The 14,820-nt window shown below is 68.3% G+C and carries 11 protein-coding genes and 1 tRNA gene; 6 read left to right on the forward strand and 6 right to left on the reverse strand.

Annotation, left to right across the window (positions count from 1 at the left end; translation table 11 throughout):
- Positions 1–16: 16 nt before the first annotated feature.
- The 4 genes from ACWDTS_RS20980 to ACWDTS_RS20995 form a co-directional block, all read right to left on the reverse strand.
- Positions 17–3,181 carry an AAA family ATPase gene (locus ACWDTS_RS20980; protein ID WP_450118951.1) on the reverse strand — a complete coding sequence of 1,055 codons (3,165 nt, stop codon included), beginning with the start codon at positions 3,179–3,181 and terminating at the stop codon, positions 17–19.
- 197 nt (positions 3,182–3,378) lie between these two features.
- Positions 3,379–3,453 (reverse strand) — tRNA-Val (locus ACWDTS_RS20985).
- 31 nt (positions 3,454–3,484) lie between these two features.
- The gene (locus tag ACWDTS_RS20990; RefSeq protein ID WP_197257811.1) at positions 3,485–3,949 is read right to left on the reverse strand and encodes a peroxiredoxin; all 465 of its coding nucleotides are present in this window, start codon (positions 3,947–3,949) and stop codon (positions 3,485–3,487) included.
- 92 nt (positions 3,950–4,041) lie between these two features.
- Positions 4,042–4,464 (reverse strand): DUF3052 domain-containing protein, encoded by a 423-nt coding sequence (locus ACWDTS_RS20995; protein ID WP_450118952.1) that lies wholly within the window; start codon positions 4,462–4,464, stop codon positions 4,042–4,044.
- A 359-nt stretch (positions 4,465–4,823) separates the two neighbouring features.
- On the opposite strand from ACWDTS_RS20995, the gene aceE reads away from it, so the two are divergent.
- The 6 genes from aceE to ACWDTS_RS21025 all read left to right on the forward strand — a co-directional run bounded on the left by aceE (position 4,824) and on the right by ACWDTS_RS21025 (position 13,271).
- Positions 4,824–7,679, forward strand: a complete 2,856-nt coding sequence (gene aceE / locus ACWDTS_RS21000; protein WP_450118953.1) for a pyruvate dehydrogenase (acetyl-transferring), homodimeric type — start codon at positions 4,824–4,826, stop codon at positions 7,677–7,679.
- 49 nt (positions 7,680–7,728) lie between these two features.
- Positions 7,729–9,042: a PucR family transcriptional regulator gene (locus tag ACWDTS_RS21005; RefSeq protein WP_197257817.1), complete on the forward strand. Its 1,314-nt coding sequence runs from the start codon at positions 7,729–7,731 to the stop codon at positions 9,040–9,042.
- Between the two features lie 128 nt (positions 9,043–9,170).
- On the forward strand, positions 9,171–10,088 hold the full coding sequence (locus ACWDTS_RS21010; RefSeq protein ID WP_450118954.1) for an ACP S-malonyltransferase: 918 nt from the start codon (positions 9,171–9,173) through the stop codon (positions 10,086–10,088).
- Positions 10,089–10,209: 121 nt separating this feature from the next.
- Complete coding sequence (acpM, locus tag ACWDTS_RS21015; RefSeq protein WP_068162700.1) at positions 10,210–10,488, forward strand: meromycolate extension acyl carrier protein AcpM; 279 nt, start codon at positions 10,210–10,212, stop codon at positions 10,486–10,488.
- 8 nt (positions 10,489–10,496) lie between these two features.
- Positions 10,497–11,738 (forward strand): KasA/KasB family beta-ketoacyl-ACP synthase, encoded by a 1,242-nt coding sequence (locus ACWDTS_RS21020; RefSeq protein ID WP_197257819.1) that lies wholly within the window; start codon positions 10,497–10,499, stop codon positions 11,736–11,738.
- Positions 11,739–11,837: 99 nt separating this feature from the next.
- Positions 11,838–13,271 (forward strand): acyl-CoA carboxylase subunit beta, encoded by a 1,434-nt coding sequence (locus tag ACWDTS_RS21025; protein ID WP_450118955.1) that lies wholly within the window; start codon positions 11,838–11,840, stop codon positions 13,269–13,271.
- A gap of 95 nt (positions 13,272–13,366) precedes the next feature.
- On the opposite strand, the gene ACWDTS_RS21030 is transcribed toward ACWDTS_RS21025, so the two are convergent.
- A complete protein-coding gene (locus tag ACWDTS_RS21030; RefSeq protein WP_197257821.1) occupies positions 13,367–13,873 on the reverse strand; it encodes a DUF3145 domain-containing protein in 507 nt (168 codons plus the stop codon).
- Between the two features lie 104 nt (positions 13,874–13,977).
- Positions 13,978–14,805 carry a serine hydrolase domain-containing protein gene (locus ACWDTS_RS21035; RefSeq protein ID WP_248675872.1) on the reverse strand — a complete coding sequence of 276 codons (828 nt, stop codon included), beginning with the start codon at positions 14,803–14,805 and terminating at the stop codon, positions 13,978–13,980.
- Between the last annotated feature and the right edge of the window lie 15 nt (positions 14,806–14,820).

Raw genomic sequence — 14,820 nt, forward strand, 5'->3', positions numbered from 1 at the left:
GCCGGCTGAGTCGGGCCTACATCGCCCGGGCCCACGCGAGGTGTCCTTCGAAGCCGAGTGATTCCGCGAGCGCGCGATACCGGCCGACCAGGTCTCGGTAGGCGTCGTCGCCCTGGGCCCGGGCCAGCAGTGCACGCAGCCGCAGTAGGGTGATCTCGCGGATCGCCCAGCGTTCTGTTGCCGGCACCTTCGACAACCGGGCGATCGCGGCTCGGGCTTCGGCCAGGTCGTCCTCGGTGCCTCGCTCGAGCAACGTCTCCACCAGAACGCCGGTGCCGACGAGGCCGACGAAGGGCCGTCCTGCCTCGAACATCTCGTTCACAGTTCGGCGCAGCACCGGTATCGCAGCATCGCGGTCACCGCGCCCGGCACTCTCACCGGCGGCCAAGATCTCGACGAGCGGGGCCATTTGACGAGCAACCTGCCTGCGCCGCCATACGTCACGGGCCTGCATCATCGCCTCCAGCCCCCGGCGACGGTCGCTCGCGGTGTCCCGGCTCAGCAGCCCGACACCCAGCGCGAACTCGGCCAGGCTCACGACGTCGTTGCCATCGCTTTCGCCGGTCTGCACCGCCTCTTCGATCACGCGCATCACGGTGTCGTCGGCCCGCAACACCCCGAAGAGGAACGCGAAGCCGTAGGTCCACATGACGACAACGCAATGAGCTGTCGGAGTGCTGTGTCGGGCCATCGCGACGGCGTCGTCTAGGTCTTGACGCCACCCGGGAAGACCCAGCCACCACCGAGCAGTGCCACGGAATGCCACCGCGACCGCGAGTGGTGATCCGAAGCCGAAGCCGGCGCCCATGTCGGGCTCGCCGGCGGCCAGGTCGATGACGGTTTGCGACCAACGCAAGATCTTGCCGAATTCGCCGGCATCCAACCAGTTGGCGAACGCGACGGCCGCCAATCCCACAGTCGCGGTGGGATCGCCGATCGATTCGAGCAACTCCGTCTGTTCGGATACCAGCCGCGAGCCCTCTCGCGCCCGCCCGGCGTACAAAAGCTCGACTGCCGGCGCGGTCATGCCGATGGCCAGCGAGAGCTTGTCCCCGGACGCCTCGCACAGCTCCCGCAGCTCCGCGAAGCGGTCGCGAGATTCCTGGAGTGCGGGGCTGTAAGCCTCGGTGGCGCACAGCATGGTGCGGGGGGCGGTGCGCATCGACAATCGGCCGGGGTCGTCGCCGGGCAGAGCGTCGGCGACTTTTCGGGCACGTTCCCAACTGAACCGTGCAGCGAAGACATCGCGGGTCGTCGCCCAATCGGCGGCCCGCATGTGCCAGCCATACGCGGCGTGCAGTTCGCCTGCTGCGTCGAGGTGTTCGGCGATCAACCCGGCATTCTGGTCGGCCGAGTCCGGGTTGCCCGACTCGATCGCGGTGGCCAGGAGCCGGTGCCATCGGGCGCGGTCGGACTTGAGCTGTGATTCGTAGGCCACCGACCGGATCAGCGGGTGGCGGAAGGCGTATTCGGCATCGGGTCTGAAACGCACCTGGTCGATCAGCTCCGCGCCCAGCAACTCGCCGGGCAGCGCATCGATGCCCAGCGCGGCCAGCAGCCCGGCGTCGAAGCGGGCACCGATCACCGACGCTGCGCTTATCGTCTGCTTCGCCTGTGGGCTCAGCCGGTCGAGACGCGCCTCGATGGCGGCCTGCACCGTGGCCGGCACCGAGACATCGGCGACATCGGCGCCACACACATAGCGGCCGCGCCGGCCGACCAGCACGCCGCGCTCGGCCAACTCGCGCACCATTTCCTCGGCGAAAAACGGGTTCCCGGCGGCTCGCTCGGCGATGAGGGTCCCGACCGGCGCGATCGAGCCGTCGGTTCCCAGGAGTTCGTTCAGAAGCTCCATGGTCTCCGAATCACTCAGCGGGGCAAGCGCTATCGTCTGAACGCCGGGCACCTGCGTCAACGCTCCCCGATACTCGGGGCGGGCGGTGATCAGCACCACCGACGGGGTTTGCGGGATGACTTCGAGCAAGTCGGCGAGCATGCATTCGCTGACCTCGTCGATCCACTGGATATCCTCGACGACGAACACCGCCGGTTCGGTGCGGGCCAGCGACACGGCGTTGATCAGCGTGATCACCCGCCGACGCCGCGCCTCCGGGTCGAATCGGGGCAGCGACACCTCGGGGTCGGCGATGCCGAGTAGATCATCGAGCAGCAGCAGATCCTGCTGGTCGCCGTCGGGCACTCGTTCCCTCACCCGCGCGCGGGCCAGGGGCGCGTCCAGGTCGGCAACGCCGAGACCTTCACGCAGCATGGCGGTCACCGCATGGAACGGAATGTCACGGGCGTGGGATTCGCAGAACGTCCACACCACCTCGACCCCCCGAGCGGCCGCGATCGCGGTCGCCTCTCGCGCCATCCGCGACTTGCCGATGCCCGGCGCTCCCACCACATTCACCACACCACCCCGGCCACCGATGGCGCGGTCCACGATCTCCTCGACCGCCGCCATCTCCCGGCGCCGACCGACCAGGCCGGCCTCCGCGCGTCCGACCAGGGCCCGCCGCGGGCCGATCCCCACCAGCCGGCGCACCGGCACAGGTTCGGTCTTCCCCTTGATCGACATCAGCTCGATGTCTCCCAGCACCGCGGCCTGCTCGACCAGCCGCGCGGTCGCATCCGAGAGCATCACCCCGCCCGGCGGCGCCACCGATTCCATGCGTTGAGCCATCCCCACCTGCTCACCTATCGCCGCATACCCCAACGCGCCCGAGCCGATCTCGCCGGCAATCACTCGACCGGAATTCAGCCCGACCCTCAGCTGCAGGTCCACCTCATCGCGACGCAGCACCTCCGAGGCCAACCGGTGCGCTTCCTCCTGGATGGCGAGCGCCGCAAGGCATGCCCGAAAGGCGTGATCCTCCAACGCAACCGGAGCGCCGAAGGTCGCCATCACGCCGTCTCCGGTGAACTCCACGGTCCCGCCGTAGCGGCGCACCGCCGCTGCCGAGCGCTCCACCAGATCGGTGATGATCTCGCGCAGCCGCTCCATATCCAACGAGGCGGCGATGCCCATCGACCGCACCACATCGGCGAACAGCACCGTCACCTGCTTGTACTCCGCAGGTGTCGTGGCAGTCACAACTGCCGCACCGCACTCGCTGCAGAATTTCGAGCTGGTCGGCAGTTCGGCGCCGCACGATCCACACGACAGTTCCGCTGCCATCCAGCACCACCGATCCGAGAATCCGGACCCCCACGCCCAAGAATAGGACGTCCACCAGTGACGAATAGCCTGTCTCGGTCCGCCGACCGGACGGTAGCGAGCGTCCCGTCGGAAGCCCGAGCGAAAACGAGTGCAGGCACAGCGGGTGTGGGCTGCCAACCAAGAAAGTCCTGACCAGGACTTTCACCGCCGATACATGGTGGGCGCGGAGGGTTTCGAACCCCCGACCGCTGGTGTGTAAAACCAGAGCTCTACCACTGAGCTACACGCCCCGACCTCCGGCGGAGTTCCGCCGGAGTCGACTCAGGACTCTAGCGCGGCGAGCGCCCTGGCCCAAGCTCCCTGGTCACGGGGCTCTCCGGGCTGGTTCTCCTCGGCGAAACGCACGATGCCGGCCTTGTCGATGACGAAGGTGCCGCGGTTCGCGAAGCCGAGCTTCTCGTTGAAGACGCCGTACGCCTGCGCGACCTCACCGTGCGGCCAGAAGTCGGACAGCAGCGGGAACGTGTAGCCCTGCTCGGCGGACCAGATCTTGTGGGTGGGCGACGCACCGACCGAGACCGCGAGGATGGCGGTGTTGTCGTTCTCGAAGGTGGGCAGGTCGTCCCGCACCGCGCACAGCTCGCCCTGGCACACACCGGTGAACGCGAGCGGGTAGAACACCAGCAGCACGTTCTTCTTGCCGCGGAAGCTCGACAGCGAGACTTCCTGGTTGTTCTGGTCCTTCAGGGTGAAATCGGGCGCCTCGGCGCCCACCTCGATAGCCATCGGGCAGTTCGATCCTTCGCTGGTAGTGGAACTACTGGAGAGCGGAGCTCAGCGTCGATGTGAGCGGAGCTCAGCGTCGATGTGAGCGGAGCTCAGCGCTTCTGACGGGCGGCCTTCGGCTGCACCAGCCGGCTGCCGGTCCAGTCGCCGAGGTTGGTGGCCGACGTCTGGGTGAGACCGGCGGTGGTCGCCGACTCGGCGATCTCGCTGGGCTCGACGTGGTCGGGGCGGCCGGTCTTCGGCGTCAGCACCCAGACGACCCCGTCGTCCGACAGCGGGCCGATCACGTCCATCAGGGTGTCGACGAGATCACCGTCGCTTTCCCGCCACCACAACAGGACCACGTCGACGACCTCGTCGGAGTCCTCGTCGAGCAGTTCGGAACCGGTGATGTCCTCGATGGCGGCGCGGATCTCGTCGTCCACGTCCTCGTCCCAGCCGAGTTCCTGAACCACGTGGTCGTGGGTGATACCGAGCTTCTGAACGTAGTTCTTGGCGTCCGCCGCGGCGACCACGGTGGTTCCCTCCTTCTGGGTTGCCGGCGCCCGGTTGCCCGGAACGCCGGTGTGACGACGATTGCATCGATTGGTCAAAGCGAACATCGTTCGACCGCTCAGCGCAAGCCGAATCGCAACGAAAGACCTGAGTTTCTTTCCCCACGCTACTCCGCACGGACACCGCCCGTCCGGTTCGGGTGATTCGCCCTTCTCGTCCGCCCTGGGAGGAATAGGCCCACCGGCCGCTGCCCCGCGCGCCCGAATAGGGGAAGATGAGGGGTGCATCATGTTCAGATGTCGATGAGTCGGCTCCCACAAGAGCCGATCAACGGAGTGGGCGCCACACCTGCGCGCCCCACCACGATGAGGAGCAGACGTTGACAGACCTGATCCACGGACCTCAATCCCTCGACGGCGCCGACACACCGGGTGCCGAGGGATCGGGGCCCTCGCCGAGTTCGACAGGGCCGGCCACCGAGAGCCGCGTTCGCGTCATTCGCGAGGGTGTGGCCTCCTACCTCCCGGATATCGATCCGGCCGAGACCGCCGAGTGGCTCGAATCGTTCGACGGCATGCTCGACGCCGCCGGCCCCAGCCGCGCCCGCTACCTGATGCTGCGCATGCTCGAGCGCGCCGGTGAGCGCCACGTATCGATCCCCGCGCTGACCTCCACCGACTACGTCAACACCATTCCCACCGAGAGCGAACCGTGGTTCCCCGGTGACGAAGAAGTCGAGCGCCGTTTCCGCGCATACATCCGCTGGAACGCCGCGATCATGGTCACCCGCGCGCAGCGGCCGGGCATCGGCGTCGGCGGTCACATCTCCACCTACGCGTCCTCCGCCGCGCTCTACGAGGTCGGTTTCAACCACTTCTTCCGCGGCAAGGACCATCCGGGCGGCGGCGACCAGGTGTTCATCCAGGGCCACGCCTCCCCCGGCATCTACGCCCGCGCCTTCCTCGAGGGCCGCATTTCCACGGAGCGGATGGACGGATTCCGCCAGGAACACAGCCACGCGTCGCTGGGCGGCGGCCTGCCGTCGTACCCGCACCCGCGGCTGTTCCCGGAGTTCTGGGAGTTCCCGACGGTGTCGATGGGCCTCGGCCCGATGAACGCGATCTACCAGGCGCGGTTCAACCACTACCTGCACGACCGCGGTATCAAGGACACCTCCGACCAGCACGTGTGGGCGTTCCTCGGCGACGGCGAGATGGACGAGCCGGAATCGCGCGGCCTCGCGCACGTCGCCGCGACCGAGGGCCTGGACAACCTGACCTTCGTCGTCAACTGCAACCTGCAGCGCCTGGACGGCCCGGTGCGCGGCAACGGCAAGATCATCCAGGAGCTGGAGTCGTTCTTCCGCGGCGCCGGCTGGAACGTCATCAAGGTCGTGTGGGGTCGCGAGTGGGACGCACTGCTCCACGCCGACAAGGACGGCGCGCTGGTCAACCTGATGAACGTCACCCCGGACGGCGACTACCAGACGTACAAGGCCAACGACGGCGCCTTCGTCCGTGAGCACTTCTTCGGCCGCGACCCGCGCACGAAGGAGCTGGTCAAGGACCTGACGGACCAGGAGATCTGGAACCTCAAGCGCGGCGGCCACGACTACCGCAAGATCTACGCCGCCTACAAGATGGCGATGGAGCACAAGGGTCAGCCGACGGTGATCCTCGCGCACACCATCAAGGGCTACACCCTCGGCAAGCACTTCGAGGGCCGCAACGCCACGCACCAGATGAAGAAGCTGACGCTCGAGGACCTCAAGTACTTCCGGGACCTGCAGCGCATCCCGATCTCGGACGCCGAACTCGAGGCGAACCCGAAGATGCCGCCGTACTACCACCCCGGCTTCGAGTCCCCCGAGATCCAGTACATGCTGGACCGGCGCCGTCAGCTGGGCGGGTTCCTGCCCGAGCGCCGCACCACCGCGGCACCGCTGAAGCTACCCGAGGCCAAGACCTACGACGTGGTGCGCAAGGGCTCGGGCAAGCAGCAGGTCGCCACCACCATGGCGCTCGTGCGCGTGCTCAAGGAACTGTTGCGCGACAAGGAGATCGGTCCGCGCATCGTGCCGATCATCCCCGACGAGGCCCGCACGTTCGGTATGGACTCGTGGTTCCCGTCGCTGAAGATCTACAACCGCAACGGCCAGCTGTACACGTCGGTGGATGCCGAACTCATGCTCGCCTACAAGGAGAGCGCGGTCGGCCAGATCCTGCACGAGGGCATCAACGAGGCCGGCTCGACCGCCTCGTTCACCGCGGTGGGCACGTCGTACGCCACCCACGGCGAACCGATGATCCCGGTGTACATCTTCTACTCGATGTTCGGGTTCCAGCGCACCGGCGACGGCCTCTGGGCCGCGGCCGACCAGATGGCCCGCGGCTTCGTGCTCGGCGCGACCGCCGGCCGGACGACGCTGACCGGTGAGGGTCTGCAGCACGCCGACGGCCACTCGCTGCTGCTCGCGTCCACCAACCCGGCGGCGGTCACCTACGATCCGGCGTTCTCCTACGAGATCGCCCACATCGTGCGCGACGGTCTGCGCCGCATGTACGGCGGAACCCCCGGCGTCGACGGGTTCGGCGGCGAGGACGTCTTCTACTACATCACCCTCTACAACGAGCCGTACGTGCAGCCGGCCGAGCCCGCCAACCTCGACGTCGACGGGCTGCTCAAGGGCATGTACCTGTACCGGACCGGTGCGGCGTCCGGCCCGAAGGCGCAGATCCTCGCGTCGGGTGTGATCATGCCGGAGGCGCTGCGCGCCCAGGAGATGCTCGCCGAGGAGTGGGGCGTGTCCGCGGACGTGTGGTCGGTGACGTCGTGGGGCGAGCTACGTCGCGACGGCATCGAGTGCGACCGCAAGGCGCTGCTCGATCCGGGCGCGGACGCTCCGGTCCCCTACGTCGCGCGGGTGCTGTCCGACGCGGCCGGCCCGTTCGTCGCGGTGTCCGACTGGATGCGGGCGGTCCCGGACCAGATCCGGCAGTGGGTGCCCGGTGACTACACGGTGCTCGGCGCCGACGGCTTCGGATTCTCCGACACCCGTCCCGCCGCGCGCCGCGTGTTCAACATCGACGCCGAATCGACCGTCGTCGCGGTGCTCGCCGCGCTCGGCCGCGAGGGTGCCGTCGATCGGGCCCGGGCCGTCGAGGCCGCCGCGAAGTACAGGATCGACGACGTCACGGCCGCGCCGGAGCAGACGTCGGATCCGGGCGTGGCCTGATCCGGCCCGTCCCGCAACGGGCGATCGGCCGCGGGCGTAGTTTCGTCGCATGGTCGAGGATTCCGCGTCACCGCGGTTGACACGTGCACCGGGCGCTCCCACGGGGCGCCCGGTGCCGCCCGCGCGTCCGGAACGCGCCCCGTTGCCCGACGCGCTGCTGCGGCGCGTCAAGCAGTTCTCCGGCCGGCTCTCCACCGAGGCCGTGCACGTGATGCAGGAACAGCTGCCGTTCTTCGCCGACCTCGACGCCTCGCAGCGGGCGACGGTGCAGCTGGTCATCCAGTCGTCGGTCGTCGATTTCATCGAGTGGGTGCGCGACCCGGAGAGCGACATCCGGTTCAGCACCGACGCCTACCAGGTGATCCCGCAGGACCTGGCGCGGCGGCTGACGTTGCGGCAGACCGTCGACATGGTGCGGGCCGCGATGGAGTTCTTCGAGCAGTGGCTGCCGGCGCTCGCCCGCAACGAGCAGCAGCTCGTGGCCCTGACCGAGGCGATCCTGCGGTACGGCCGCGAGCTGGGGTTCGCGGCCGCGTCGGTGTACGCGAGTGCCGCCGAATCGCGCGGCGCGTGGGACACCCGGCTCGAGGCGCTGGTCGTCGACGCCGTGGTGCGCGGCGACACCGGTGCGGACATGCAGTCGCGCGCGGCGACCCTGAACTGGGACGCGACCGCCCCCGCGACGGTGATCGTGGGAACTCCCCCGCCGGACGAGAACGTGTCGGTGGTGACGACGGTGCACACCATCGCGCAGCAGCACGGTCGCGCGGCCCTGGCGGTCGTGCAGGGTGAGCGGCTCGTGATGGTGGTCAGCGGGATCCTGCACGGCACGCCGGAGGCGGCGGCGTTCCGTGACGAATTGATGCGCGCGTTCTCGGACGACGCGGTCGTCATCGGTCCGACCACCCCGACGCTGGGATCGGCGCACGTCTCGGCGGTCGAGGCGATGGCCGCGATGGAGGCGGTGGCGGGATGGCCCGGCGCTCCACGCCCGGTGCACGCGGCGGAGTTGCTGCCCGAGCGTGCCCTGCTGGGCGACGCGGCGGCGATCGAGGCGCTCGAGGACTACATCGTCGGGCCCCTGGCGGCGGCCGGTCCGGCGCTGTCGAACACGCTCGACGCATATCTCGACAGTGGGGGTGCTGTCGAGACCTGCGCACGAAAGCTGTTTGTTCATCCAAATACTGTCCGGTATCGGTTGAAGCGAATCACAGAAGTGACCGGCCGGGACCCCACGAATCCCCGTGATGCATACGTTCTCCGAATCGCCGCAACAGTGGGTCGTTTGGCTCGAAGCCATAACAAACTCCGAACTCAGTCACCACCGGTCACACGATTCACATTTCGCGATTCGGGCACGTAACACACACAGCCGATCGATCGATAGTCACGGTCGACATGGGCTTTTGTGGAAACCCTACAAATCCCTGCTCGAGACTTCATTCCAGCCGACATCTCGAGGAGGCCTTTGCAGGGTGTTCCCTGATCTTCGTGATTTCGCTGCTCGCCCCCGGTCAGGGGTCCCAGACACCCGGCATGCTCGCCCCTTGGTTGGAGCAGCCCGGCGCCCGCGATCGCATCCAGGTCTGGTCGAAGGCTGCCGGGCTCGACCTCGAACGTCTCGGCACCACCGCCACCGCCGAGGAGATCACCGACACGGCGGTCACCCAGCCCCTCGTCGTCGCCACGGCGCTGCTCGCCTTCGAGGAACTCGACGCCCGCGGCCTCATCCCCGCCGACGCGGTCGTCGCAGGGCACTCGGTCGGTGAACTCGCTGCGGCCGCGATCGCCGGCGTCATCACCGCCGACGAAGCCGTCTCGCTCGCCGCGATCCGCGGCGCCGAAATGGCCCAGGCCTGCGCCGTCGAGCCGACCGGCATGTCCGCGGTCCTCGGTGGCGCGGAGGACGAGGTCCTCGCCCGGCTCGCCGAGCTGGACCTGGCCCCGGCCAACGTGAACGCCGCCGGACAGATCGTCGCCGCCGGCCGCATCTCGGCGCTCGAGGAACTGGCCGCGAACCCGCCCGAGAAGGCACGGATCCGGCAGCTGCCGGTCGCCGGCGCCTTCCACACCCGATTCATGGCGCCCGCCCAGGAGGCGGTCGCCGACGCCGCGGCGAAGATCGCTCCCAGCGAACCGACCCGCACCCTGCTGTCCAACTTCGACGGCACACCCGTTGCGTCCGGAGCGGACGCACTCTCCAAGCTGGCCGCACAGGTGACCCGGCCTGTGCGGTGGGACCTGTGCACCGCGCATCTGCGCGCCGCCCAGGTCTCGGCCGTCGTGGAACTCCCCCCGGCGGGCACCCTGGTGGGTATTGCCAAGCGCGAGATGCGCGGCACCCCCACCCTGGCGCTCAAGTCCGCGGACGATTTCACGGCACTGGCCGAATTGCCCGGACTCGGTTAGTTTGCTGCGCGCGCATCGCGCAGCAACACGGGTACGCCCGATCCGGGCACCCGGGCCCGGCCGGAAACATCCGGCCGGAAGTTCAGACCCCATCACTGAAACACACGAAGGGAGCCACGACGTGGCCACCAGCCAGGAAGAAATCATCGCCGGTCTCGCGGAGATCATCGAAGAGGTCACCGGTATTGAGCCCTCCGAGGTGACCATCGAGAAGTCCTTCGTCGACGATCTCGACATCGACTCCCTCTCCATGGTCGAGATCGCCGTCCAGACCGAGGACAAGTACGGCGTCAAGGTTCCGGACGAGGACCTCGCGAACCTCCGCACCGTGGGTGACATCGTCGCCTACATCCAGAAGCTCGAGGCCGAGGGCGTTCAGATCTCGAACGACAACGAGTGAGCCCGACCGTGACTTCCGCCTCTCCTACGTTGCGCAACGTCGTCGTCACCAGCCTTGCGGCCACGACGTCGATCGCCGGTGATGTGGATGCCACGTGGAAGGGACTCCTCGCCGGGGAAAGCGGCATCGGCACACTCACCGGCGGATTCGTCGAAGAGTTCGACCTCCCGGTCCGCATCGGCGGAACCCTGAAGGTCAGCCCCGACGAAGGACTCTCCCGCGTCGAGATCCGCCGCATGAGCTACGTCGAGCGGCTCGCGCTGACCCTCGCGCGCACGGTGTGGACGAACGCCGGCAGCCCGGAGGTCGACCACGAGCGGCTCGGTGTCGTCATCGGTACCGGTCTCGGCGGTGGGGAAACCCTCATCGACGCCGTCGACAAGCTGCGCGCAGGCGGATACCGCAAGGTGTCGCCGTTCGCGGTGCAGATGGTCATGCCGAACGGCCCGTCGGCCACCGTCGGCCTCGAACTCGGCGCCCGCGCCGGGGTCATCACGCCGGTCTCGGCGTGCTCGTCGGGCTCCGAAGCGATCGCCCACGCGTACCGGATGATCGCGCTCGGTGACGCCGACATCATCGTCACGGGTGGTGTCGAGGGTCAGCTCGATGCGGTTGCCACCGCCAGCTTCGCGATGATGCGCGCGCTGAGCACCCGCAACGACGACCCGAAGGGTGCGTCCCGCCCCTTCGACAAGGACCGCGACGGTTTCGTCTTCGGCGAGGCGGGCGCCATGCTCGTCCTCGAATCGGAGGAACACGCCAAGGCCCGCGGCGCGACGATCCACGCCCGCGTCCTCGGCGCAGGAATCACCTCGGACGGGTACCACATCGTGGCCCCCGATCCCGAGGGAACGGGTGCTGCCCGTGCCATGACCCGGGCGATCCAGACCGCCGGACTCACCAAGTCCGACATCGCCCATGTCAACGCACACGCAACGGCCACCCCGATCGGTGACATCGCCGAAGCGAAGGCCATCGGTGCGGCCGTGGGCAAGCACGCCGCGATCTACGCACCGAAGTCCGCGCTCGGACATTCGATCGGCGCGGTCGGTGCCCTCGAGGCAGTACTGACGGTCCTGAGCCTGCGGGACGGAGTCATTCCGCCCACGCTCAACCTCGAGAATCAGGATCCAGAAATCGATCTCGACGTGGTCAAGGGCGAACCGCGCTACGGCAACTTCGATTTCGCGCTGAACAACTCGTTCGGATTCGGTGGGCACAACGTGGCGCTCGCGTTCGGCCGGGCCTGACCCGACCGACGCCCGCTCGATGTTCGTGGTGGAGGTCCCATCCCCTTTCGGCACCTCCACCACGAACACCCCACCACCCCGCCTTCCCGAGGAGCACCGATGACCATCCTGGATCCTGCCGACACTCGGAACACCGCGGTGGACCCTCGAGACCCGCTCGCGCGGCTCGAGAATCTGTTCGACGCCGGCACCACCGAAACGCTGCATCCGCGTGACAAGTCGGGCGTCCTCGCCGCGATCGGCTACATCGACGGCATCCGCACCGTCGCCTACTGCTCCGACGCCACCGTCATGGGTGGCGCCATGGGTGTCGAGGGCTGCAAGCACATCGTCGCCGCGATCGACACCGCCATCGAACGCGACCTGCCCGTCGTCGGCCTCTGGCACTCCGGGGGCGCGCGCCTCGCCGAGGGAGTCGAGGCCCTGCACGCCGTCGGCCTCGTGTTCGAGGCCATGGTCCGCGCGTCCGGCCGGGTCCCCCAGATCTCCGTCGTCCTCGGTTTCGCCGCCGGGGGCGCCGCCTACGGCCCCGCCCTCACCGACATCGTCATCATGGCGCCGGAAGCACGCGTCTTCGTGACCGGGCCCGACGTGGTGCGCAGCGTCACCGGTGAACAGGTCGACATGGAATCGCTCGGTGGTCCGGACACGCACACCAAGAAGTCCGGTGTCGCGCACATCGCCGCCGAGGACGAAGAGGACGCGCTCCACCGCGCGCGGCGCCTGGTGTCGATGCTCGCCGATCAGGGTGAGTTCGACATCGAGCTCGCCGCTCGGGGCGACACCGACCTGCGGGCGCTGCTCCCCGAATCTCCGCGGCGCGCCTACGACGTGCGGCCGATCGTCCACGAACTCCTCGACAACGTCGAGGGTGAATCGAGTTTCGAAGAGCTGCAAGGCAACTGGGCACGCAGCATCGTCACCGGATTCGGCCGCCTCGGCGGTCGTACGGTCGGGGTCATCGCCAACAACCCGCTACGGCTCGGCGGATGTCTCAACTCGGAGAGCGCCGAGAAGGCCGCGCGGTTCGTGCGCATGTGCAATGCGTTCGGTGTGCCCCTCGTCGTCGTCGTCGATGTCCCCGGCTACCTGCCGGGTGTCGGCCAGGAATGGGAGGGCGTCGTGCGCCGCGGCGCGAAGCTGCTGCACGCCTTCGCCGAAGCACGCGTGCCCCGGGTGACGCTGGTGACCCGGAAGATCTACGGCGGCGCGTACATCGCGATGAACTCGCGTGCGCTCGGCGCGACCGCCGTGTTCGCGTGGCCCGAGGCCGAGGTCGCCGTGATGGGCGCCAAGGCCGCCGTCGGCATCCTCCACAAGCGCGCTCTCGCTGCCGCGCCGGACGAGGAGCGCGAAGCGCTGCACGACCGTCTCGCCGCCGAACACGAGGCGATCGCCGGTGGTGTCGGGCGGGCCATGTCCATCGGCGTCGTCGACGAACTGATCGATCCCGCCACCACCCGCAGCACCCTCACCGCGGCGCTCGCCGCCGCGGCTCCGGCGCGCGGGGAGCACAAGAACATTCCCCTGTAGGACGCAGACACGACCGAAGCCCTTCCGGATCCGCGATCCGGAAGGGCTTCGGCGTATTCGTCTCGGGGAGGTTCGATCCTCGGAACCGTAGCGGGTCAGCCCACGTTGCGGCGCAGCCAGGTGACCTCGGCGCCGTCGCCGCCGCTGCGGTACGGCTCGAGCACTTCGTCCCACGCGGTCCCGAGGGCCCGATGCAGTTCGGCGGCCAGGTTGCCCGACGCCAGGAGGGCACGCAGACGGCCCTCACCGACTACCACATCCCCGTTGGCCGAGGTGTTGCCGCGCCACAATCCGAGGCCTGGAGCGTAGCTGTAGCGCTCGCCGTCGACACCTTCGCTGGGATCCTCGGTGACTTCGAAACGCAGCATCTGCCACACCCGCAGGGCGTCGACGATCCTCGCGGCGGTGCCCACCGGGCCGGTCCAGTTGACGGTGGTGCGCAGCAGGCCCGGATCCGCGGGCTGGCCGATCCACGTCGGATCGGGCCGGCTGTCGAGGGTGGCAGCCAGCGCCCACTCGATATGTGGACACACAGCAGCGGGCGAGGAGTGGATGTAGACCACTCCTGTTGTCGCATCCGCGAACTGGTTCGACGCGCGCATACACACCTCCGTGTTCGACGAGAACGTCTTCCCCAACGCCCGTCGTCCACGGCGGTCGCACCCGGCGACACTCGAAACAGTTTGCCCCTGTGACCGATGTTTCGCTAGCGAACCGGAGAGGTTTCTGTGATCTCACCCAAAACAGCGTCGGAAAACGCGGGCCACAGGGGTTTCGCCCAGTCTCCGAAGGCGCGGTTCGTCAGTACGACGGACGCGATGCCCGGTTCGGGATCGACCCAGAGGAACGTGCCGGACTGCCCGAAATGTCCGAAAGTGCGAGGCGAGTTGGCCGATCCGGTCCAATGCGGGCTCTTGTGCCCCCTGATCTCGAATCCGAGGCCCCAATCGTTGGGCTTGTGCATGCCGTAACCGGGCACGAGACCGTCGAGCCCGGGGAATTGGACGGAGGTCGCGGCCGCGAACGTCTCCTCCGAGATCAGTGTGGGGGCGAGCAGTTCGGCGGCGAACAGGGACAGGTCGGCGACCGACGAGTGACCGCCGTGCCCCGCGGGCCCGGGCAGCGTGGATTCGCGCATGCCCAGCGGTTCGAACACGGCCTCGGTCAGGTAGTCCGGAAACGCGATTCCGGTCTCGTCGGCGATCAGATCGGCGAGCACCTCGAATCCGGCGCTCGAGTAGATGCGCTTGCGGCCGGGTTCGGCCTGGACCTTCTGCTCCCCGAATGCGAGACCGGAGGCGTGGGCCAGCAGATGACGGACCGTGGATCCGGGAGGGCCCGCCGGCTGGTCGAGTTCGATCGCCCCTTCCTCGACGGCGACGAGCACCGCGTACGCAACGAGCGGCTTGGTGACCGACGCCAGCGGATACACCTCGGCGGTCTCACCGACGGTGCCGACCACGCCGCCGCGGGTCAGAACTGCGGCGGCGGCGTGGTCGACCGGCCATTGGGAAACGAGCTCCAGAGTGCGCACCGGTCCAGACTAGAA

Source organism: Rhodococcus sp. NPDC003383 (assembly GCF_053589115.1).